This is a genomic window from Pseudomonas viciae (genome assembly GCF_004786035.1).
GTDB lineage: Bacteria > Pseudomonadota > Gammaproteobacteria > Pseudomonadales > Pseudomonadaceae > Aquipseudomonas > Aquipseudomonas viciae.
On the sequence record NZ_CP035088.1, the window covers coordinates 5,295,213 to 5,317,207 of the forward strand.

The window sequence follows — 21,995 nt, forward strand, 5'->3', positions numbered from 1 at the left end:
TTCGATGAGCGAGTCCATCAACATCGCCCTGCGCTTTGCCCTGTACCTGGATTTGATGTTGCTGTTCGGCCTGGCCGCTTTTGGTCTCTATAGCCTGCGTGGCAAAGAGCGGATGTCGGGTGCGCTGTTGAGTTTCGCGCCGTTGCTGCTGACCACGACCGTGCTCGGCGTGCTGTTGTCCGTGCTCGCCATGGTGTGCATGGCTCGGGCCATGAGCGGTATTGCGGACTGGGCCGAGCTGTGGCAGCACATTGAAATGATGGTATTCGAGACCGACGTGGGTTGGAGCTGGAACCTGCGGATCGCGGCGCTCGTGCTGGCTGGTTTCGCCGTGATGCTCAATAAACGTTGGCCGAGCGCCAGCTTGGCCCTGGTCCTGCTGGGCGGCGCCGTAGCGTTGGCAACGCTGGCTTGGGCCGGGCATGGCGCCATGGACGAAGGTGAGCGCCGCAATTGGCACTTCATCACCGACTTTTTGCATTTATGGGCCGCCGGTGGCTGGGTTGGCGCCTTGGCCGCATTTGCCCTGCTGCTGCACCAGGCCGAACCTCGACTGCCGGTTCTGGCGCGCACGCTGACCGGGTTTGAAACAGCCGGGGCGGTGATGGTGTTGGTGGTCGGGGTGACGGGGGTGGTGAACTATCTATTCATCGTCGGCCCGAATATCGAAGGGCTGCTGGACAGTACCTATGGTCAGTTGCTGGCGCTCAAACTGGTGTTGTTCGCGGTTATGCTGGTGTTCGCCGCGCTGAATCGTTTTCACCTCAGCCCACTGCTGGAGCAGGCCCGGCAGACCGGGGAGCACAGCGTCGCGGTGAATGCCCTGCGACGCAGCATGGTGCTGGAGCTCTGTGTGGCAGTGGTCATTCTGGGGTTGGTGGCGTGGCTGGGGACGTTGAGCCCGGTGATGGAATAGGAGGTTGTGAACTACAGCAAATCCTGTGGGAGCAAGGCTGCCCGCGATGAACGATAACGCGGTTCAGCTGTTAGAGCGCGGCGCGGCCATCGCGAGCAAGCTTTGCTCCCACAGCGGGGACAAATCCCCTCGCCACAAGAGCACCGGATCTTCACGACTCGGGCGCGGCATTTAATTATTCAATACGCCGCGCCAGTTTTCAGTTTGCCCATAGCAGGGTGCCGTAGCCTAAATAGGGCTTTGTTAAGCCAAGGCTCTGTTATGGAAAACGTTCGAACCTCAAGCACCCACGCCGTCTGGCTGATGGTCAGCATCGTGTTGGTGGCGCTGAATCTGCGGCCCTCCATGGCCGCGGTCGGGCCGTTGTTGTCGGCCATTCGCGGCGAGGTGCCCTTGAGTTTCAGCACGGCCTCGCTGCTGACCATGCTGCCGGTCATGGCGATGGGCCTGGCGATGTTCCTGGGCATGCGCATCGCCCTGCGCATCGGTGAACACCGCACCATTGTGCTGTCGCTGTTGATCATCGGCATCGCCACGGCATCGCGTTTGTACCTGGACAGCGCCGCCGAGCTGATCATCAGTGCGGTGTTGGCCGGGCTCGGTATCGCCCTGATCCAGGCCGTGATGCCGGCGCTGATCAAGTCGCGCTACGCCGACAACGTCTCCTTGTTCATGGGCCTGTATGTCACCTCGATCATGGGCGGGGCGGCGATTGCCGCGTCGTTTTCGCCGTTTGTCCTGACACAAACCGGCAGCTGGCGCATCGGCCTGGCGATCTGGGCGCTGCTGGCGCTGATCGCCCTGGGTTGCTGGTACGCCCAGCGCTCAGCCGTCACCCCGTTACCCGAAGCACCTGCCCGGCAGAAAGAATCGTTCTTCAGCAACTCCCGGGCCTGGTTGCTGGCGATTTTCTTCGGCCTCGGCACTGCTTCCTACACCTGCGTGCTCGCCTGGCTGGCGCCGTACTACGTGGAAAAGGGTTGGAGCGAACAACACGCCGGCCTGCTGCTGGGGTTCCTCACGGCCATGGAAGTGTTGTCTGGCCTCGTCACCCCGGCGATTGCCAACCGCAGCCAGGATAAACGCCTGGTCCTCGCCGTTCTGCTGCTCCTGATCATGGGCGGTTTCTGCGGCCTGATCCTCAGCCCGGAACGCTTTAGCCTGTTGTGGCCCTGCCTGCTGGGGCTGGGCATCGGCGGCCTGTTCCCGATGAGCCTGATCGTGTCTCTCGACCACCTGGACAACCCACGCCGGGCCGGTGGCCTGACGGCGTTCGTGCAAGGCATCGGCTACCTGATCGCAGGGCTCTCGCCGTTGATTGCCGGGATGATTCGCGATCAGTTGGGCAGCTTCGAATGGGCCTGGTGGTCGCTCACCGCGGTCATGGCTCTGATGGTCCTGATGGTCCTTCGCTTCAATCCCAAGCACTACGCGCGGCATATCAGCTAATCGCCGAAGACAGCCCCGCGCACAAAGTCAAAGGGCGGCATTACGTGCCGCTCCACTTTTCAACACTCAACCACGACGGCAGACCGACTCGTCCCTCACGACGCTGCGGTCTGTAACGCAGGAATAAGACCTTGATGAAACACGTCGGTTTTGCAGCCGCTCACTGGGGCATGCTCATCTGGGCGATGCTGATCGCCTCGTCGTTCTTCGCCGCGGCACAGGTCAGCCAGACGATCGATCCGATCTTGCTCACCGGCCTGCGGCTGCTGTTTTCGGCAATGATGTTCCTGCCGCTACTGCTCCTGAAACACACCTCACCCATCTCCACCAGGGGCCTGCTAGCCCACGCGGTACTCGGCCTGCTGCTGGCGACTTACTTTGGTTCGCTGTTCGAAGCACTGCGCTATACCTCAGCGGTCAACACCGCGACGTTGTACACGCTGGTGCCCTTGATAACCTTGTTTTTCGAGGCATTCCTGCTGCCCAATCCAAGCCTCAAGACCCGCGTGCTGCCCATGCTGGTCGCGGCAATCGGCGCGCTGCTGCTGACCCTCAAAGGCTCGGCCCCAGGGCAATTGCCTGCGCTCTATCCGTCGCTGGTCTTCGGCGTCGGTTGCCTGGCGATGGCGTTGTACTCCCCCCTCAGCCAGCGCTTCAAAGCCTCGGTATTGAAGGGCCGGGAACCCGTGACGATGACGTTCTGGAACATGTTGTTCGGCGCGCTGTTTCTGCTGGTGTTCTGCCTGTTCAGCGGCGGGTGGCGCAGCGGCGTGCAATTGTCGACGCTGGATATCGGCTGGCTGGTGTACCTGGCATTGTTCGGCACACTCGCCACTTTCTGGTTGCTGCACCGGGCAATTGGGGTGATTGCGCCGTCGACAGTGATTTCCTATGTGTACCTCAACACCCTGTTCGTGACGTTGATCCATTGGTTCTGGCTCAGGGAGCAACCCATGATGATCGAAATCATCGGCGCCACCCTGGTGGGCGTTGGCATGCTGACCCTGGTGGCCGGCAGCCGCATTGCCAAGGTTGCCACGGCTTGAGATTCGTCAGTAGGTCGATGCCTCGCAAGGCGTAACCGCGCTCCAACGTTCCAGCTCCCGTTCAAGGAAACCGGCCACCGCCAACAGACGCTGCTCTTGCCAGTGCGGCCCGACAATCTGGATGCCGATGGGCATCCCGGTGGCGGGGTCGAACCCGGCACGGATCACCACCGCGGGGGAGCCGCTGAGACTGAACGGGAACACGAAGGCATACCGATCGCGATCTTGCAGGGACTCTCCATGACGGAATGCAACGTCCGGGAATACCGGACAGATGAACAAATCGTGCTGCTTGAAGAACTTCGCCAACTGATAGCGGAAGGTATCGATCATGATCCAGTCGCGCTTGACGTCATCCACGCTCAATTTCACGGCTTCGCTCATGTCCAGCAACTGAGCGATAGGCGCAGTGAACTGGCGTTTGTTCATGGAATCGAACAATTGCCGCCAGCCGCGTCCGGCATCAGCGCCGGTGATGAACACCCGCCATAGCACATCGCAGGCCTCGCCGAGCAACGGCGGCGCAACCGTATCCACCTGCGCCACCACCGCCCCCAGGCACCGTTCGACCTGCTGCAGCACCTGGCTCACCGCCGCGCTGACGGGGGTTCGGCTCGACTGCGAAAACAGCGCGACGCGCAGTTCGGCCAGCGGCTCGCTGGCGGCGAACGGCACATCGACGGTATCCGGGTCATAGCCGTCGGCGCCGCTGATCAACTGACCAAGCAGCGCCAGGTCATCGACATAACGCCCCATCACGCCAAAGGCCGAGGTCATATGGAACAGCCCGGACCGGTCATTGGGAAACTGACCGGTCAACGGCACCCGACCCTGGGTCAGTTTCAGGCCGCAGATACCATTGAAGTGCGCGGGAATCCGCACACTGCCACAGGCATCGGAAGCCAGCCCGGCCGGCGAGCAGCCGGCGGCAATCGCTGCCGCTTCACCGCCGCTGCTGCCTCCAGCGGAGCGCCGCAGGTCGTGGGGGTTGAGGGTACGACCGTAGATCAGGTTCTCGGTCTCGAAGGCCATGCACAATTCCGACACATTGCTGATGCCCAGAATGATCGCGCCGGCCTGTCGAAGCCGGGCAACCGTCGTCGCATCCTCCTGACTGGCATCGCCCATCAGCTCCCCCACGCCGCGGGACATCTTGAATCCGCGAACGTGGAGGACGTCCTTGATGGTGATGGGAATGCCGTGCAATGGACCGCTGATCTGCCCAACGCGTGCCAGCTCATCCGCCTCACGGGCCTGGCGCCGCAACACCTCTACCGGCGCCAGTTGAATTAATGCGTTGATGTGCCGGTTACGCTCGGCGATGCGTTGCAGGTAGAACTCCAACAACGTCACGCTGGTCAGCACGCCGCGGCGCAGCAGACCCGCCATTTCCCGCAGGGTCAGCGTGTCAGGATTGAACATGTTCATGATGCCTTCCTGCCGCGCAGCCACTTGTTGGGCAACTGGTACATATTGCGCACCACCAGGGAAAACGCCTTCACCGCCAGCGCCGGGCGCCGGTCGATGGCTTCCAGGGCTTCTTCGATCATCACCAGGACATGGTGCAACGCTTCGGCGCTGATGTTCAGCGGCGGATAGAAGCGCAGTACCGGGCGTGTGGCCTTTTCATTCATCGAATGCCCGGCATGCACGCCACGCTTGCCCAGTTCCATGCTCATCAAGGCTTCATAGACCGAGCCGCGCAGACGTAGGCCGGTCATCAAACCGACGCCTGGTACGTCCTCGACGATGTGCGGATAGCGCAAGGCCAGCCGTTGCAGGCCATGACGCAATAAACCACCGTTGACCCGCGACTGCTCCACCAGGTTGTGTTGCTCGATGTAGTCAATGGCCGCGAGCGCCGAAGCACAGGCCACCGGGTGCCCGCCGTTGGTTCGTGTGTCAGGCTCGATTTCGCTGAGCGGATACTGGGTGACCAGGCGCTGGCTGTACATGGCGCAGGCAAACGAGGTGTAGCCGCCGGTCAAGCCCTTGGAGAGGATCATGATGTCGGGCACTACTTCGTCATATTGCACAGCGAACCATTTGCCGCAGCGCCCGAAACCGGTCTGGATTTCATCGGCCACCAACAGCGTACCGGTGGCATCGCACAAGGCCCGAAGATTGGCCATGTAGCCCACCGGGGGCACCTGTAAATGAGCACCACCCAGAATCGGTTCGACGTACACCGCACACACGCCCTCGCCCACGGCTTTTTGCAGGGCGGCGAAATCGCCGTAGGGCACGCAGGTCACGTCAGGGGGATCGATACCATAGCTGGCATGGTTCTGTTGCTGGCCAAGAATGCTCATCGCCGCCAAGGTCTTGCCATGGTAAGAACCGCTCATCACCACGATTCCACGCCGATGGGACTGGACTTTCAACACATACCGCAGGCTCTGCTCGACGGCTTCGGCGCCCGAGACCATGAATTGCACATCGCCCCATTCCCCCGGCACCAACTGGCACAGCCGCTCGGACAGGGTGTCCTGAAGCGGGTGGCGCCGGCCTTCCGGCACCCAGGCCATCTGATTCAATTGCACCTGCACCCGCTCACGCACCGTCGGATTGCGATGGCCGACGATAAACACGCCATAACTGCACGCACAGTCGATAAAGCGCTTGCCGGTGTGGTCGGTGACATGAATGCCATCGGCCTGTTGCTCGACGCTGGTCTTGCCCAGGCGATACAGCTTGGCCGCCGACGCACTCCAGTGGCGCTGGCAGTCATCCAACAGTTGTTCATGCGGCCTGAGTAAGGACATGGCTTAACGTTTCCTTGATGATGTGCGCAGCACGTTGAATGTGTTCAGGGCGAGCGCTGATCGGGCAGCGCAAGATCAATTCGCGGCCACGGGGCGCGCTGACATAGACGCCTTGCTGGTAAAGCGCTTCGCAGAGCATGGCCGGTTGCAGGTCATCGGTCAGCGGTAAACTGACCCAGGCCCCCACGGCCACGGCCCCGAATGAAGCCAGGGTTTGTGCCAGGTACTGGCCGTTTTCCTGGCATTGCCAGGGCGAATCGTGGGTTTGCACGTAATCCAGCGCGGCCAGGGCCGCCACGCAGGCCATTGGATTACCGGCGGTGGTGCTACCGTGTTTGGCCGGGCTGCTGCGCCCATAGACCTGCCAGGCCATGTGCTCGCTGCAGGTATAGGTGCCGATGGGAATCGCGCTGCCGCCCAGGGGCCCGCCGAGCACGACAATGTCCGGAACCGGGCGATAACGCTGGAAACCGAACAGCGAACCCAGGCTGCCGAGGCAGCTCTGGGTGTCGACCGCGATGACCGGCGCCGACGCCTGTGCCGCGCGAGCATGCAACTGCTCGATCAAGGCCGGCTCGAGCAGTTGCAGCCGGCCGTTTGCATCCGTGCGGGTGCTGCTGTGGCACACCGCAAAGCAGTCGCTCCAATCCACCGTGTCCAGGTCAGCGAGATGACGAATCGCCGCTCGCTTGAACCCCAGGAAACCCTGCACGCCAAGATCGCCCTGCGTGGCATTGAGGCAACGCCCGTAAGTCAGCGAGCCGTAATCCCCCCCCTGGATGAACACAATGGTGTTGCCCTTGGGCTTGAGTCCCTTGCACAACTTCAAGGCGCCCTCAAAAGCCTCATCGCCGGAGCTGCACACATATGAGCTGACCAGCGGCGCGGGCAGCAGCTCGGCCAGACGTCGGCACAAGGCAAGCAACGGTTCGGACATCAGTACCCGATTGGACAGGCCCATGATGTCCGCCTGGCGGCTGACCGCCTCGATCACGGACGGCACCTGGAAGCCGAACCCGCCGCTCAGATCGATAATCTGCCGGCCATCGCCGTCGAGGTAGGTCTCGTACTGTCCGCTGATAATGTATTTGTTGTTCTTCATGAGGAGTCTCAGCGGTAGCTCAAGGCGTTGAAAATGCGCCGACGCTCATCGACGATGGTTTCCCGACCGTGCATGACCCGACGGTTGTCGATCATCACCACGTCGTGATCCCGCCAGCCCACCGGACAGGTGTACTGCTCGGACACCTCGGCGATCTCGGCCAGGAACTCGGCGGGAATCGGCTGCCCGGACACCGTATCGATCACCGGAGCTTCGTAGTTGAAGGACGGCCCCAGGATGCTGTTGGCAAAAGCCGGGCGCTGGCTGAAGGCGGATGTCAGGATCGCCGACGTGCTGAAGGCGTAGTGGATCGAGTCGTCGGCGGGGTTGAAGGAAATCTGGGTTTGCGGATCATCACCGATGACCTGCAACAGGTCGTCGATACCCACGGCCGCCGGGTCCGACAACGTCGCTGAGTAGTGACAAACCAGGCGGCGCCATTTTTCTCCCGCCACGGTTCGGCTGTAGCGAATAGGGTTTTCTTCAAAGAAACTGCGACAGCCTGGGGACAGTTTCGCCAGTACCTTCTCACCGTCGCACAAGGTGGTTTGCGAGCCCTTGCGCGGCGCTTCCTGGCAATAGAACCAGGTCATGTCCGGCCAGAACGGTGAGTTGCCATTTTCGCAATGCAGGCCGACCGCCTGGCGCCCGGCATCCACCAACTGCGCCGCGCCACCGACCATGACCCGTGCCGGATCCAGGCTCAATCGCGAGCTGTTTTGCTTCACGTACGCGCTGAAATCCTCGGCGTTGTGGATACAGTTGCGCAACAACACGACACCGTAATGCCCCAGCAGCTCATACAGCTCGCCCTTACCCAGGCTGGCGAAATGGTGCGGCTCGACGATGGATACGTCCGGGTTCTTAAAGTGAAAGGCAGGTGTGCTCATTGGATGCATTCCTTTGCAGAGTGGAAAAAACACTGGCGATATCGGCACGTTTCGGCCGGCCGGTGACGGTATAAAGCTGCTCGAGCAACGGATCGTCCTTGGTCAACAACCAGAGTCGGTTCGGGCGTTCGATGTCAGAGAAACGCCCCGCCGACCAGGCAACCAGCTCATTACGCGCCGGTGGCGACTCGACGCACAGCAACGCCACCAGACCGTGAAGCTCATCAAAAAACACCGCAGCGTCGTTTACGCCTGGGTATTTTCGATACTCAAGCTCAACCTGCTCGGGGCTGACGTTGCGGCCATTGGGCAGGCAAATCACGTTCTTCTTGCGCCCATGCACATAGAGGTAGCCATCGGCATCCAGGGTCCCCAAGTCACCGGTATCCATCCAGCCGTCGCCGGACATGGAGCAGGCGCTAGGGTCGGTGCCCGAGTAGCCGCTGAACAGCGAGCTGCTCTTGACCTCGATGGTCTGGTCGGCACCGATACGCACTTGGACATGGGGCAACGGCTTGCCGACGCTGCCAAGACGTTGCTGCTCGACGGTATTCATGCTGACGACCGAGGCGTTCTCCGAAAGCCCGTAGCCCTGGTACACCCCAATACCTAGCTCAGCCAGACCGCGCAGGACATCAATACTCACCGCCGCACCGCCGCAGGTGATATGCACGCCGGATTTCAAGTAACGCGCGAGGCCCTCGCCCTGCTCGCCCCCCTCGTTCAGTTGTTCCAGGAAGCGATTGACCATGACCGGCGGAACGGTCAGGGCCGTTGGCTGGACTTGCAGGAGCCAGTCGACCAGGCGCTGCGGTGAAGCGCCAGGCTCACCGAGCAACGGTTCGTTCGGCGGTAGAAAATGCACGGTCCCGCCAGCCAGCAGCGGCAGATACGCGGCGGTCACCTGTTCAAGCAACAAACTCAACGGGACCAGCGACAGGTAACGACGATGAGCATTGGCTGGCATGCCTTGGCGCAGCGACGCCAGCACTGTGCCAACCGCCTGGGTACTCAGGCGCACACCCTTTGGCCGGCTTGTGGTGCCCGAGGTGTGAATGATTTTGCAGATCCAGTCATCGTCGCCGTCCGGCGTATATAACAGTGGCTGCTCGATCAGCGGTTCATTGAGGCGTTGCAGGCGGCTGTCGGGAAAATTCAGCTTCCAGCGTTGCGCCAGGGTTCGCTGCCCGGCGGCATCCACCAGAAACCCGTCGCACCCTCCAGCCAAGTGCTCAGCCTGGGACTGGCTGAACGCCAACGGCAAGGGCAACGCAGTGATCCCGGCGAACAGGCACGCCAGGTCGGCCACCAGCCAGTCACTGCTGTTACGTGTCGCAATCCCCAGCACGACCTGATCGCCATGAGCCTGGCTTGCGAAACGCCGCTGCAGTGTTGCCGCCAGATTGAGCGAGCGATGTTCCAGCTCGCCATAGGTCAATTCCACGGGCTCATTACCCGATTGCGACCAGTCAACCGCACAGATGGCCTGGCGGTTGTCCCGCAACGCGCGTTGCAACTGACTGATAAAGCCGCCGCTCATGGCCGCGCCCTCACCAGAGAATCGCTGGGCAATTGCGTGAATGAAGTATTGAGGGTCATGGCGGCGAAACGTGAACGCTGTGGATCTACCCGGATAAAACCGGTGACTGGCAACTTGGCGTAATAGCTGCCCCATTTCTTGCCGTCGCCGTCGGCCAGGCGCGTAGGGTCTGCGGTCAGCAGTGGCTCGAAATCGATCTGGCAACTCTCCATCATTTGCCGGACTCGAGGGGTCACCGTGCACAACAGGTAGTGCCCCCCCATGCACCAGGCCAACAACGGAATCATGTTGACCAGAATCATTCCGGCCGTCAGGTGATGGGAGATCAGGTTACCGATCTCGACAATGTTCGAGCGATCAATGGTTTTCTCGAAACGCTGGGACAATATCTCGTTTATCGGTTGTGTCAGGTATTGCTCGGAAAACAACGTGCGGTGGTCCGCAAACGTAATACCGGCGCAAGCAAGAATACGATCTGCCGGATCCTGAGTGACCGCAAAGTATTGCGGATTCGGTTCAACCGAAGCGGAATAAGAACTGCGAAATTTCTCCTTCACTACTTCTGTGGCTTGCACCCATAACGGCGTCTTAGTTTCAGCGACACGTATTTGCATTTCGTCCTCCTCCGTCCTTGTGCAGGATTCCTGTAAAAAGCGAGGCGAGCATATTGGGGAAAAGTCCTACAGACCATTTAAAAAATAAATTGCTTCCGCTAATATGTAAATAAACGTCTTTGTCATAAAAACATAGGACGCTAGTCCATGGATTGCGCCAAGAAGGATCTTATGCTCAATAGTAATTTGCTTAGAAAGCTGGACATGCAGGACTTGATGGTGTTTGTCGCAGTGTACGAGCAGAGCAGCGTCACCGAGGTGTCCGAGGCCCTGTGTGTCAGCCAGTCAACCGTGAGCTACTGCCTGAAGAAGCTGCGCACAAGCTTCGAAGATGAACTTTTCGTTAATACCCGCAGTGGCATGCGCCCCACCAGCAAAGCCACCGCCATGTACAGCCATATACTGAAGATTCTCAAAACAATAAATATCTGCCACTCCGGCATTGAGGCATTCGACCCGACCCAAAAAGAGAGAGTATTCAATGTTTGCGCGCCCGAGTACTTTGAACTTCTTATCTTGCCAAAATTAGTCAAATGCTTTATCGGCAGCCGTCTTCCGGTCATCATTAACATAACGAAATTTCACAGAGATATTCCCGCCGAGGAACTGATGGATGGCCGCTTCGACTTGGTCATTTGTTTTGGCCCAAACCTCCATCGCGGTGGCAAAGGTTTGCGCTCGCAAGTATTACTGGAAGATGAGTTGATCTGCGTAGTTGATAAAAACTTCACGCTGACGCAAGAGGACTTCAGCCTGGAGACATTTGCCGCGTGCCAGCATGTTTTTCCGACGCCCTGGACATCCGACACCAACATGATAGATGGATGGCTCGCCCGCCAGGGCTACACCCGCCAGATTGTCGCTCGGGCCAACAGTTATGTGGCGGCACTCAATATGATCAGCGGGACCGACTTCATCCTCACCCTGCCTCGGCGCATCCAGGCGTTGACCTGCGATGAACACAAATTCAGCCATCGCCGAGCACCGACGGGTTTACCGAACTTCACGCTGGAGATGATGTGGAGCGAAAAACCGAGCCTGGACAACGCCAACATCTGGTTTCGCGAACAGATCGTAAAAGTATGCGCTGAGGACGGCCTGCTTTAATCGACCCGGGAGCCACTCGAACCGTCGAGTGGCTCAGGATGGCGGCCTGCGACTTTTCATCAGGCAAAAAAAAATCCGGAAATCCTCACTTTCGTGGGCCTTCCAGACTTTTAAAACTGCTAAAAATGGTGGGTCGTGTGGGATTCGAACCTACGACCAATTGGTTAAAAGCCAACTGCTCTACCAACTGAGCTAACGACCCGCTGTGTGGTGGCGCGTATAATACTGATTTTTAAGGACTATTCAACACTTAATTTGAAATAAATCAAAAATAACGGGTTGGATCGCTCACGCCCGCCGCTGCGAAGCCTTCTGCACGCAGGCGGCAGCTGTCGCATTTGCCGCAAGCACGGCCCTGATCGTCGGCCTGATAGCAGGAAACGGTCAGTCCGTAGTCCACGCCAAGCTTCACCCCAGCCTTGACGATATCGGCCTTGCTGAGATTCTGCAGCGGCGCCTGGATACGGAAGCCCTGTCCCTCTACACCGGCCTTGGTCGCCAGATTGGCCATGCGCTCGAAGGCTTCGACGAACTCCGGGCGGCAGTCCGGGTAGCCGGAGTAATCCACGGCATTGACGCCAATGAAAATGTCACGGGCGCCCAGCACTTCGGCCCACCCCAGCGCCAAGGACAGGAACACCGTATTGCGCGCCGGCACATACGTCACCGGAATGCCTTCGCTCGGTGCTTCGGGTACAGCAATGGAACTGTCGGTCAGGGCCGAACCACCAATGCCGTTGAGGTTCAGGCCAATCACCTTGTGTTCCACCACACCCAAATCCCGGGCAACCCGCTCGGCGGCGTGCAGCTCGGCACGGTGACGCTGACCGTAATCGAAACTCATGGTGTAGCAGCGGTAGCCTTCAGCGCGGGCCATGGCCACCACCGTCGCCGAGTCCAGGCCACCAGACAGCAGGATAACCGCACGTTTTTCTGCAATGTTCGCTTGCTCAGTCATATCAGCGCCCCGGTTCGTCGTTCCAAAGATATTTGTGCAACTGCAATTGCAGGCGCACCGGCAGATTGTCCGCCACCACCCAGTCCGCCAGGTCCCGGGCGTTCAAATCGTGATGACTCGGCGAAAACAATACTTCGCCGGCACGCTGGTCGAGACCGTACTGAATCAGTTTGGACACCGCCCAGTCATAGTCTTCCCGCGAACAGATGACAAACTTGACCTGATCGTTGGACGTCAGCAGCTCGATATTCTCATAACGGTTGCGATGCGCTTCCTTGGAACCCGGGGTTTTCAGGTCCACGACGCGACTGACGCGCGGGTCGACGGCCGAAATGTCCAAGGCACCGCTGGTTTCCAGCGAAACCTCATAACCGGCATCGCACAGCTGCTTGAGTAATGGGATGGCATTGGGTTGCGCCAATGGCTCGCCCCCTGTGACACACACATAGCGCGGACGATAGCCGGCCACTTGCTCAAGGATATCGTCGAGGGTTCGCAAGGTGCCGCCGTTGAACGCGTAGGCACTGTCGCAGTACTGGCAACGTAACGGGCAGCCGGTGAGGCGCACAAAAACTGTGGGCAGCCCGGCCGTTCGCGTTTCACCCTGCAACGAGTAAAAAACTTCGGTGATTCTCAATGTGTCTTGCATAGTCGCCACGGGCGTAACAGCTAAACAGGCTGTCCGCCTCCGTCAGGCACTTGAAGGAACCCCGCCAACGCGCAGATCCCAAAAAGCGTGTTTCATAAAAAGGGCGTGAATTCTAACGAAAAAACCCGCGACAGGCGCGGGTTTCTTCAATACAGGGTCAAACCGGTCTACATGCGCTGCAGATCACGCTGGGCCAACTGGGCGGCGGAGGTACCCGGGTATTGGGCCACCACCTGCTGCAGAATGCCTTTTACCTTGTCAGTGTGACCGAGGCGGCGCTCTACGTCAGCCAGCTTGTACAGTGAATCCGGCACCTTGGCGTGCTTGGGGTACAGCTGCGAAACCTTGGCGAATGCCTGGCCGGCGCCTTGCAGGTCGCCCTTGGCCAGGTTCACTTCACCCAACCAGTATTGGGCGTTGCCCGAATACTGGCTGTTTGGGTATTTGCGCAGGAAAGCGGCAAAGGCCTGGCTGGCCTTGTCGAAATCCTTGGCCTTGATCAGGTCGAAGGCAGCATCGTAATAGAGCTTTTCCTTCGCCGGATCAGCCGGCTCGCCACCGGCGGCCGGTGCTGGAGCAGTTGCCCCAGCGCCTGCGGCTGCACCGGGGGCGTTCAAGTCGCCACCGGCAGGAGAATTCTCAGGAGTCGCGGCAGGTGCAGGTGCAACGCCGGTTCCTATGCGCCGATCAAGATCCTGGTATCGCTCCAGGTTTTCCTGCTTCATGCGCGAAATATCATTTTGCAGAACTTCAATCACGCCTTGCTGGCGCGACAGCTGATCCTGCATTTGTTGGAGCTGGTTGAACAGCTCGCCCTGTGCCGAGACAGGGGCCGAAACCCCTCCCCCGGCATAGGCGCCGTTCGTACCGTAACCTGCAGGCGGATAGCTGCTCCCGCTATTGTTATAGCCGGTATCGTTATCGACCACAGGAACCGCAGCCCACGCCGCAAGCGGCGCGAGGCTGAGAGCCAGAACAGTTACAGCACGACGGCACGTTCGCATGACGAATTACTTACGCAGTTCGACGCGACGGTTTTGAGCCCAGGACTGCTCGTCGTTGCCGGTAGCAACTGGACGCTCTTCGCCGTAGGAAACCAGTTCCAGCTGAGCTGGGGAAACACCTTGCAGTACCAGGTAGCGTTGAACGGCTTTCGCACGACGCTCGCCCAGTGCCATGTTGTACTCACGAGTACCACGTTCGTCGGTGTTGCCTTCCAGAACAACGCGAGCGCCGTTCGACTTCAGGTCTTTGGCGTGAACGTCCAGAGCGCGCATGGCTTCTGGCTTCAGGTCCGAGCTGTCGTATTCGAAGTAGAAGGTGGTGATTGCGCGCAGAGCAGCTTCTTCGCTCAGGGAGCCGTCAACTGCACCAGTGTTAGCGCCGTAACCAGCGTTTGGATCAACAGCGCCTTCACCGGCGTTGTCGCCGCCTTTGGACGAGCAACCTACAGCTACAGCCATGGCCAGAGCCAGCGCAGCAAATTTACCAAACTTCAGCATTTCCATCGTGAAACTCCTAATGAACCCCAGTGTGTTAAGTAAAACGTATAGCGCCGCGTCAGTTCAGGTAAGGGGACCAGGACGGTTCTCTGACTTCGCCTTGTGCGGTAGGAAGCGGGAGCCTCACGCGTCCATTAATGGACACGAGCATCAAGACTCCCCGGCCCTGCTGGCGGGTGGCGTAGATTACCATGGTGCCGTTGGGCGCAACAGTAGGTGACTCGTCCAGAGTGCTATCAGTGAGGATTTTTACGCTACCGCGCTGCAAATCCTGGGCCGCCACCTTGAAATTAGTGAAACCATCCTGGCGATGGATCATCACCAGGGTCTTTTCGTCCGCCGACAGTTTAGGGTTGGCGTTGTAGTTACCCACGAACGTCACACGCTCGGCACCGCCACCACCCGCACTGGTCTTGTAGATCTGTGGCTTGCCGCCACGGTCGGAGGTGAAGTAGATGGTCGAGCCATCCTTGCCCCAGAACGGTTCAGTGTTGATGCCCGGGCCGTTGGTGACGCGGGAGATCGAACGCGAAGCCAGGTTCATCACGTAGATGTCCGGGTTACCGTCCTTGGACAGCACGAACGCCAGGCGGGTACCGTCCGGCGACCAGGCTGGTGCGCCGTTGAGGCCTTCGAAGTTGGTGATCTGCTCGCGGCGACCGGTATCGATGTGCTGCATGAAAATACGTGGACGCTTCTGCTCGAACGACACATAGGCGATGCGCTTGCCATCAGGGGCGAAACGCGGCGACAGGATCGGCTCGCGCGATTGCAGCAGGGTCACTGCACGGGCGCCGTCATAGTCGGAACGCTGCAGGGTGTAGCGGGTGTTGTTTTCGGAGAAGCGCTCGGCCGTCACGTAGAGCATGCGGGTAGAAAACGCGCCCTTGATGCCGGTGAGTTTCTCGAACGACTGGTCGGCGATGTAGTGCGCCATGTCGCGCAACTGATCGACACTGCCCGACACGCTGCCGGTCAGCACTTGCTGCTCGGTGGCGACGTTGAACAGGGCGTACTGCACCTGCAGGCGACCGCCAGCCGGAACGATGCTGCCGACCATGATGTACTGGGCGCCCAGGGCCTTCCAGTCACGGTAGATGACTTCGCTGGCCTGGGTCGGCAGGCTGATCATGTTCTGCTTCGGAATCGGCGCGTAGTAACCCGAGTTGCGCAGGTCGTTGCCGATGATTTCCGCCATGTCGTCCGGCAGGACGCTACCGCCCTGCCAGCCGAACGGTACGACAGCGATCGGGGTGGCCCGATCGCTGCCGCTGGTGACCAGAATGTTCTTTTCCTCTGCTACCGCTATCCCTGCCAGGCAGCAGATAACGACCAGCATTGATCGAAGAAGGTTTCTCACAAGGCTAGATCCTCAGGTGTGAATGTCATCTTGAATGAACGATAGGGAGCAAAGTCGCTCGGTTTCATTCCTTGCATTTCCGTCAATCGCCCAATGTTCTTGACCGCTGCAACCGCCGAAGCGTCGAACGGACCGTCACCGCTGGACTTGGCAACGCTGACCGAGGTTACCGTACCGTCGGGCAACATGCCGATTTGCAATACTACCGTCATGCCTTTACGCGCCGAAGGTGGGCGAGCCCAGCCTTCCGCCGCTCGGGCGCGAATCAAATCATCGTAACTGCCGGCGACTTCATCGCCCTGCTCATCGGCCAATGCCTGCTGGCGCTCCGGCGTGTCGGAAAGCAAATCTGCCAGGGCCTGGGCCTTTTTGTCTTCGGCGGATTTACGCGCTGCGTCCTGGGCCTTTTTCTTGGCGGCGTCGGCGGCGGCTTTCTTCTTCGCGTCTTCGGCGACTTTCTTTTTCGCCTCGTCAGCTTCAGCTTTCTTCTTGGCGTCTTCGGCCGCTTTTTTCTTCGCGTCCTCGACGATCTTTTTCTTCGCTTCTTCAGCGGCCGCTTTCTTGGCCTCTTCTTCAGCGGCTTTCTTGGCTTCTTCTTCGGCTTTCTTCTTGGCTATATCAGCCAATTGTTTCTCTTCGGCCTTTTTTGCCTCGGCGGTTTTCTTCGCTTCGTCGGCTTTCTTGGCTTCATCAGCCTTTTTTGCCTCGTCCGCTTTCTTCGCCTCGTCGGCCTTCTTGGCTTCCTCGGCCTTTTGAGCCGCTTCCTCTTTCTTTTGTTCCGCTGCCTTTATCGCTTCCTGCTCGACCTTCTTCTGTTCCATCTGCTCGACTTCAGTCTGACGCGCAGCGGATTTCTTCGCCTCACCGGCCAGCTTCTGGTTGGTCTGCGTGGTGGCCTGGCTTTTCGACTTGAGCTGGTACAACGTCGCCTGCACGATCGGCTTGGCCGGCGGCAGCTCCGGGGTCATGGCAAAACTGACGAACAGCATGCCGAACACCAGCACATGCAGGCCGATTGCCAGGACACTGGGCCAGAAGTAGCTTTCCGAGGCGGACGGCTCTCGCTGTTGCTGCATCAGGGCGCCTCAGTGATCAAGCCAACGTTACCGACCCCGGCTTTCTGCAAACCGCCCATGGCGCCCATCACGGCACCGTAGTCGACGGTCTTGTCGCCGCGAATGAAGACCTGGGTGCGCTTGCCGTTACCGTTGCCGGCATTGATGATCTTGGTCACCGCGTCGGTCATCTGCGGCAACGTCATGGCGCGGTCCTGCTGCTTCTCGGTGTCGACTTCGCTGCCAAGGTTCCAGTAGTAGGTCTTGTCAGCCTTGATCGAAATGGTCAGTACCTGGGTGTTGTTGTCCTGCGGCAAGGCTTCGCTGGAAACCTTGGGCAGATCGACCTTCACGCCCTGATTGAGCATCGGCGCGGTCACCATGAAGATGACCAGCAGCACCAACATCACGTCGATGTAGGGCACCACGTTCATCTCGGCAACCGGCTTGCGCTTGTTTCGGGCTCGAGCGATTAAAGCCATGGGGAAATACCTGCTTATTCTTCGCTGGTGTGCACTTTGCGGTGCAGGATCGCCTGGAACTCATCGGCGAAGGTGTAGTAGCGGCTGGTCAGCGTTTCGCTGCGGGCAGCGAAGCGGTTGTAGGCGATAACGGCCGGAATGGCCGCGAACAGGCCGATGGCGGTGGCGACCAGTGCCTCGGCGATACCCGGGGCTACAGTAGCCAGGGTCGCTTGTTGGGCGGAGGCCAGGCCACGGAAGGAGTTCATGATCCCCCACACGGTACCGAACAGGCCGATATACGGGCTGACCGAACCGACGGTGGCCAGGAACGACAGGCCCTGTTCGAGTTTTTCTTCCTCACGGGAGATAGCCACACGCATGGCACGGGCCACGCCTTCCATCACCGCTTCCGGGTCAACGCCTGGCTGCTGGCGCAGACGGGAGAATTCCTTGAAGCCGGCACGGAAGATCTGCTCCACGCCCGAATCCGGGTCCGGGTTGCTACCGGCCTGGCGGTAGAGTTTGGACAGGTCGATGCCGGACCAGAAGCGCTCTTCGAAGCTCTCCAGGGCACGGCGACCGGCGCGCAGCATATTGCTGCGCTGAAAAATCATGATCCATGAGGTCACCGATGCGGCTACCAGGATCAGCATTACCAGTTGCACCACGACACTGGCATTGCTGACCAGGCTCCACATGGAGGTATGGTCGACGACGTTAGCTTCCACGCTTTATCTCCTGCTCTGAGTGTGTACCCGCGCCGCTCACGCCGGCAAAGGCCGCACGTAGAGCTTCGGGAATGGCCCGGGGTTTCAAACTATGGGTGCGCACACAGGCCACCAAAAACTGCCCTTCACAGAGCAGCACATTATCCGTAGCCCGCCTGACCTGCTGCTTGAAACGCAGGCTGACACGGTTCAATTCGATGACATCGGCACTTACCAGAAGCTCGTCATCCAGTCGCGCCGGCGCGTGGTAGCGCGCTTCGCTGGAATGCACGACGAATAACAGGTCCTCCCCTGCCAGTGCGGATTGGGCAAAACCCAGTTCCCGCAGCCGTTCGGTTCGAGCCCGTTCCATAAACTTGAGGTAATTGACGTAGTAAACGATGCCGCCGGCATCGGTGTCCTCGTAATAAACGCGACAGCGATGTGCGAACGACTCCAGCCCGTTTTGCGCGCGCATACTCTAGTGCTTACTCCTCAGGTTGCCAATCGGCCAGGCAACTGTTTTTTCATTCTCGAAGGCATTGACGCTCCGAGTGTCGTCTGGGACAGCACGAACCCGAAAAAAGTCGTTGCACAAAGCTCGTTCAATCGTCCACGGCATCGAGGAATTCGTCTACCACCGGCATCTCACCCATTCGTGTCGGGATGTTTAAGCCGAAATGCAAATAGGCATGGCGGGTCACCACGCGTCCACGGGGGGTGCGCATGATGTAGCCCTGCTGGATCAGATACGGTTCCAGCACATCCTCGATGGTGTGGCGCTCTTCGCTGATGGCCGCGGCCAGGCTGTCCACACCCACCGGCCCCCCGTCGAATTTCTCGATCATAGTCAGCAGCAGGCGCCGGTCCTGGTGGTCGAAGCCGCGCTCATCGATGTCCAGCAGGTTCAATGCCAGGTCGGCAATCGGCTTGGTGATGTGGCCCTTGGCCCGGACTTCGGCGAAATCCCGGACCCGGCGCAGCAGTCGGTTGGCGATCCGTGGTGTGCCCCGGGCCCGACGGGCGATCTCATAAGCACCGTCCGGGTCCAGCGGCAGCCCGAGGATGCCTGCCGAGCGGCTGACAATCGTCGCCAGGTCGGCGTTGTTGTAGAACTCCAGGCGCTGGACGATCCCGAAACGGTCGCGCAGTGGATTGGTCAGCATGCCAGCGCGGGTGGTGGCGCCCACCAGGGTGAAAGGCGGCAGGTCGAGCTTGATGGAGCGCGCCGCCGGCCCTTCGCCGATCATGATGTCGAGCTGGAAATCTTCCATGGCCGGGTACAACACTTCCTCGACGATCGGCGACAGGCGATGGATTTCGTCGATGAACAGCACGTCGTGGGGCTCAAGATTGGTCAGCAGCGCCGCCAAGTCACCCGGCCGCTCAAGGACCGGCCCGGACGTGCTCTTGATCGACACGCCCATTTCCTGGGCAATGATGTTGGCCAGGGTGGTCTTGCCCAGGCCCGGCGGGCCGAAGATCAAGGTGTGGTCCAACGACTCGCTGCGCCCACGGGCGGCCTGGATGAACAGCTCCATCTGCTCGCGCACAGTCGGTTGACCGATGTAGTCGGCCAGGCTGACGGGGCGAATCGCGCGGTCCTGGATTTCCTCGCGGTCACGGGGCGCGCCCGTGGCGGCGATCAGACGGTCAGCTTCAATCACTTAAATCATTCCCTTCAGGGCACGACGAATCATATCTTCGGTGCTCAGGCCTTTTTCCTTGATGGCGGAAATCGCCTTGCTGGCTTCCTGCGGCTTGTAGCCCAGGGAAATCAGCGCGGTAACCGCATCGCTTTCGGCACTGACCGCAGGTGCCGGCGCGTCCGGCTGGTTCGGCACCAATGCGAACATCGCCGGTACGGCTTCCCAGGCCTTGAAGCGGTCCTTGAGCTCGACCAACAGGCGCTCGGCAGTTTTCTTGCCCACACCTGGCACTTTGGTCAAGGCCGAGGTGTCCTGGGACTGCACGCAACGCACCAGCTCGTCGACTTCCAGGCTCGACATCAAGGCCAGGGCCAGTTTCGGGCCGACGCCATTGAGGCGAATCAACTCACGGAAGAAATCCCGCTCGCGCTTGCCGACGAAGCCATAGAGTAACTGTGCATCCTCACGCACGACCAAATGGGTGTGCAGGGTCAGCGGCTCACCGACCGACGGCAAGCGATACAGCGTGGTCATGGGCACTTCAAGCTCATAACCCAAGCCATTTACATCCAGAATCAGGTGCGGCGGCTGTTTTTCAGCCAGGGTGCCGCGCAAGCGTCCAATCACGTTTCAGATCCTTGGGCGTAGGCCAGCTGCTGGCTGGCGAGTCACAGCCAGAGCAGGAACGCCGACAACACAGGCGCAAAATGCTCGGGCTCACGAAAGATTGCGCTGATGCTATCAGAGACGCAGGCGCCCGCCACGACTGCGTGCGGCTCCCAGGCCGTGAGGCAACAGACTGGAACGGGTATGGGCATGGCAAATGGCGATGGCCAGGGCGTCGGAGGCGTCGATTTGCGGCTTGCTGACCAGTTTCAATAAGTGCATCACCATCATTTGCACCTGTTCCTTGTTCGCCGCGCCCGTTCCGACAACGGCCTGCTTGACCTGGGTGGCCGTGTATTCGGCGATCTCCAGGTTTTCCTCGGCGCCAGCCACGATCGCCGCGCCCCGGGCCTGCCCCAGCTTCAGGGCAGAATCGGCGTTGCGCGCCATGAAGACCCTTTCGATGCCCATGGTGACCGGGCCGTAGGTCTGGATGACTTCGCGCACGCCGCGATAAACAATCTGCAAACGCTCGTGCAACTCACCGGCACCGGTACGAATACAGCCGGAAGCGACGTACACGCAGCCGCGCCCGGTGTCGCGAACCACGCCGTAGCCGGTGATGCGCGAACCGGGGTCGATGCCAAGGATTAAAGTCATAGCGCCTGCGGTTTGAGGGGAGTTATTCAGACCTGTGGGAGCGAGCTTGCTCGCGATGGCGTCGGATCAGCAAGCAAAGCGTTGACTGAAGTACCGCTATCGCGAGCAAGCTCGCTCCCACATTTTGGTCATTAGCAATCGTCAATGTTTGACCAGGCCTTCTCAGCCAAGCTGTTCAGCCACCGACTCCGGAATATCGGCATTGGAGTAGACGTTCTGCACATCGTCCAGGTCTTCGAGCATGTCGATCAGCTTGAGCACCTTCTCGGCGCCTTCCAGGTCGAGCTCGGCGCTGGTGGTCGGTTGCATGACGATTTCCGCGTCGGCCGGCTTGAACCCAGCTGCTTCCAGGGCGTTGCGCACGGCATAGAAGCTGACGAACGAAGTGAATACGTCGAACGAACCGTCCTCATGACTGACCACGTCATCGGCGTCGGCTTCCAGGGCCGCCTCTGTCAGGGCATCTTCATCGAGGCCCGGCGCGAAGCTGATCTGCCCCTTGCGCTCGAACAGGTAAGCCACCGAACCGTCAGTGCCCAGGTTGCCACCGCACTTGCTGAAGGCGTGACGCACGGCTGCCGCGGTACGGTTGCGGTTGTCGGTCATGCACTCGACCATCACCGCCACACCGCCCGGGCCGTAACCTTCATAGGTCAGCTCTTCAACGTTGTCGGCCTCGGTCGCACCCGCGCCCCGGGCGACGGCCCGGTCGATGATGTCGCGGCTCATGTTCGCACCCAGTGCCTTGTCCAGGGCCAGGCGCAAACGCGGGTTGGAACCCGGATCGCCGCCACCCTGGCGGGCCGCGACCGTCAGCTCACGGATCCACTTGGTAAAGATCTTGCCCCTCTTGGCATCCTGACGTTCTTTGCGGTGCTTGATGTTCGCCCACTTGGAATGACCTGCCATAACTCGCTCCGGTTTTGCTTTGAAACATTGCCCGCCCTGCGCTCACG

23 protein-coding genes and 1 tRNA gene are annotated in these 21,995 nt (G+C 59.9%); 4 read left to right on the forward strand and 20 right to left on the reverse strand.

Translation table 11 applies throughout. The features are described from left to right. Nucleotides 1-4: 4 nt before the first annotated feature. The 3 genes from copD to EPZ47_RS23425 all read left to right on the forward strand — a co-directional run bounded on the left by copD (nt 5) and on the right by EPZ47_RS23425 (nt 3,411). On the forward strand, nt 5-916 hold the full coding sequence (gene copD / locus EPZ47_RS23415; RefSeq protein WP_135846901.1) for a copper homeostasis membrane protein CopD: 912 nt from the start codon (nt 5-7) through the stop codon (nt 914-916). 261 nt (nt 917-1,177) lie between these two features. Next, nucleotides 1,178-2,365 carry a cyanate transporter gene (locus EPZ47_RS23420; protein ID WP_135846902.1) on the forward strand — a complete coding sequence of 396 codons (1,188 nt, stop codon included), beginning with the start codon at nt 1,178-1,180 and terminating at the stop codon, nt 2,363-2,365. Nucleotides 2,366-2,499: 134 nt separating this feature from the next. Further along, nucleotides 2,500-3,411 carry a DMT family transporter gene (locus EPZ47_RS23425; protein WP_135848057.1) on the forward strand — a complete coding sequence of 304 codons (912 nt, stop codon included), beginning with the start codon at nt 2,500-2,502 and terminating at the stop codon, nt 3,409-3,411. 6 nt (nt 3,412-3,417) lie between these two features. Here the strand turns inward: EPZ47_RS23425 and EPZ47_RS23430 are convergent, their stop codons facing one another. The 6 genes from EPZ47_RS23430 to EPZ47_RS23455 are packed head-to-tail and all read right to left on the reverse strand — an operon-like array spanning nt 3,418 to nt 10,322. After that, nucleotides 3,418-4,833 carry an amidase gene (locus EPZ47_RS23430; protein WP_135848058.1) on the reverse strand — a complete coding sequence of 472 codons (1,416 nt, stop codon included), beginning with the start codon at nt 4,831-4,833 and terminating at the stop codon, nt 3,418-3,420. A gap of 2 nt (nt 4,834-4,835) precedes the next feature. Then, the gene (locus tag EPZ47_RS23435; RefSeq protein ID WP_135846903.1) at nt 4,836-6,176 is read right to left on the reverse strand and encodes an aspartate aminotransferase family protein; all 1,341 of its coding nucleotides are present in this window, start codon (nt 6,174-6,176) and stop codon (nt 4,836-4,838) included. Next, nucleotides 6,154-7,278, reverse strand: a complete 1,125-nt coding sequence (locus EPZ47_RS23440; protein WP_135846904.1) for an aminotransferase class III-fold pyridoxal phosphate-dependent enzyme — start codon at nt 7,276-7,278, stop codon at nt 6,154-6,156. Before EPZ47_RS23440 ends, EPZ47_RS23435 begins: the two co-directional genes overlap by 23 nt. 8 nt (nt 7,279-7,286) lie before the next feature. Further along, nucleotides 7,287-8,168 (reverse strand): TauD/TfdA family dioxygenase, encoded by an 882-nt coding sequence (locus tag EPZ47_RS23445; protein WP_135846905.1) that lies wholly within the window; start codon nt 8,166-8,168, stop codon nt 7,287-7,289. After that, nucleotides 8,143-9,708 carry an AMP-binding protein gene (locus tag EPZ47_RS23450; protein WP_135846906.1) on the reverse strand — a complete coding sequence of 522 codons (1,566 nt, stop codon included), beginning with the start codon at nt 9,706-9,708 and terminating at the stop codon, nt 8,143-8,145. Before EPZ47_RS23450 ends, EPZ47_RS23445 begins: the two co-directional genes overlap by 26 nt. After that, nucleotides 9,705-10,322 (reverse strand): thermostable hemolysin, encoded by a 618-nt coding sequence (locus EPZ47_RS23455; protein ID WP_135846907.1) that lies wholly within the window; start codon nt 10,320-10,322, stop codon nt 9,705-9,707. Before EPZ47_RS23455 ends, EPZ47_RS23450 begins: the two co-directional genes overlap by 4 nt. Before the next feature lie 171 nt (nt 10,323-10,493). Between EPZ47_RS23455 and EPZ47_RS23460 the strand changes: the two genes are divergently transcribed. Continuing rightward, the gene (locus EPZ47_RS23460; RefSeq protein ID WP_135848059.1) at nt 10,494-11,429 is read left to right on the forward strand and encodes a LysR family transcriptional regulator; all 936 of its coding nucleotides are present in this window, start codon (nt 10,494-10,496) and stop codon (nt 11,427-11,429) included. Nucleotides 11,430-11,555: 126 nt separating this feature from the next. Here EPZ47_RS23460 and EPZ47_RS23465 read toward each other — a convergent pair. The 14 genes from EPZ47_RS23465 to EPZ47_RS23530 all read right to left on the reverse strand — a co-directional run bounded on the left by EPZ47_RS23465 (nt 11,556) and on the right by EPZ47_RS23530 (nt 21,948). Continuing rightward, nucleotides 11,556-11,631: transfer RNA gene (locus tag EPZ47_RS23465), tRNA-Lys, on the reverse strand. Nucleotides 11,632-11,694: 63 nt separating this feature from the next. Further along, on the reverse strand, nt 11,695-12,369 hold the full coding sequence (gene queC / locus EPZ47_RS23470) for a 7-cyano-7-deazaguanine synthase QueC (RefSeq protein WP_178084331.1): 675 nt from the start codon (nt 12,367-12,369) through the stop codon (nt 11,695-11,697). Between the two features lie 19 nt (nt 12,370-12,388). After that, nucleotides 12,389-13,036 (reverse strand): 7-carboxy-7-deazaguanine synthase QueE, encoded by a 648-nt coding sequence (gene queE / locus EPZ47_RS23475; RefSeq protein WP_135846909.1) that lies wholly within the window; start codon nt 13,034-13,036, stop codon nt 12,389-12,391. Nucleotides 13,037-13,203: 167 nt separating this feature from the next. Next, nucleotides 13,204-14,040, reverse strand: coding sequence for a tol-pal system protein YbgF (gene ybgF / locus EPZ47_RS23480; RefSeq protein ID WP_135846910.1), 837 nt, complete (start codon nt 14,038-14,040; stop codon nt 13,204-13,206). A 6-nt stretch (nt 14,041-14,046) separates the two neighbouring features. Further along, nucleotides 14,047-14,544, reverse strand: coding sequence for a peptidoglycan-associated lipoprotein Pal (gene pal / locus EPZ47_RS23485; RefSeq protein ID WP_003205029.1), 498 nt, complete (start codon nt 14,542-14,544; stop codon nt 14,047-14,049). Nucleotides 14,545-14,596: 52 nt separating this feature from the next. Then, on the reverse strand, nt 14,597-15,898 hold the full coding sequence (gene tolB, locus EPZ47_RS23490) for a Tol-Pal system beta propeller repeat protein TolB (protein ID WP_135846911.1): 1,302 nt from the start codon (nt 15,896-15,898) through the stop codon (nt 14,597-14,599). Continuing rightward, nucleotides 15,895-16,974, reverse strand: a complete 1,080-nt coding sequence (gene tolA / locus EPZ47_RS23495; protein ID WP_122569385.1) for a cell envelope integrity protein TolA — start codon at nt 16,972-16,974, stop codon at nt 15,895-15,897. Before tolA ends, tolB begins: the two co-directional genes overlap by 4 nt. Further along, nucleotides 16,974-17,426: a protein TolR gene (gene tolR / locus EPZ47_RS23500; protein WP_162488970.1), complete on the reverse strand. Its 453-nt coding sequence runs from the start codon at nt 17,424-17,426 to the stop codon at nt 16,974-16,976. Before tolR ends, tolA begins: the two co-directional genes overlap by 1 nt. A gap of 23 nt (nt 17,427-17,449) precedes the next feature. Further along, entirely contained in the window at nt 17,450-18,145 is a 696-nt protein-coding gene (gene tolQ, locus EPZ47_RS23505) for a protein TolQ (protein ID WP_135846912.1), read from the reverse strand. Continuing rightward, nucleotides 18,135-18,602, reverse strand: a complete 468-nt coding sequence (gene ybgC / locus EPZ47_RS23510; RefSeq protein WP_025215227.1) for a tol-pal system-associated acyl-CoA thioesterase — start codon at nt 18,600-18,602, stop codon at nt 18,135-18,137. The genes tolQ and ybgC overlap by 11 nt, the downstream gene beginning before the upstream one ends. A gap of 127 nt (nt 18,603-18,729) precedes the next feature. Then, nucleotides 18,730-19,791 carry a Holliday junction branch migration DNA helicase RuvB gene (gene ruvB / locus EPZ47_RS23515; protein ID WP_003178599.1) on the reverse strand — a complete coding sequence of 354 codons (1,062 nt, stop codon included), beginning with the start codon at nt 19,789-19,791 and terminating at the stop codon, nt 18,730-18,732. After that, nucleotides 19,792-20,400 carry a Holliday junction branch migration protein RuvA gene (ruvA, locus tag EPZ47_RS23520; protein ID WP_003205039.1) on the reverse strand — a complete coding sequence of 203 codons (609 nt, stop codon included), beginning with the start codon at nt 20,398-20,400 and terminating at the stop codon, nt 19,792-19,794. Nucleotides 20,401-20,514: 114 nt separating this feature from the next. Then, nucleotides 20,515-21,039: a crossover junction endodeoxyribonuclease RuvC gene (ruvC, locus tag EPZ47_RS23525; RefSeq protein WP_046062629.1), complete on the reverse strand. Its 525-nt coding sequence runs from the start codon at nt 21,037-21,039 to the stop codon at nt 20,515-20,517. Nucleotides 21,040-21,201: 162 nt separating this feature from the next. Next, complete coding sequence (locus tag EPZ47_RS23530; protein WP_135846913.1) at nt 21,202-21,948, reverse strand: YebC/PmpR family DNA-binding transcriptional regulator; 747 nt, start codon at nt 21,946-21,948, stop codon at nt 21,202-21,204. Between the last annotated feature and the right edge of the window lie 47 nt (nt 21,949-21,995).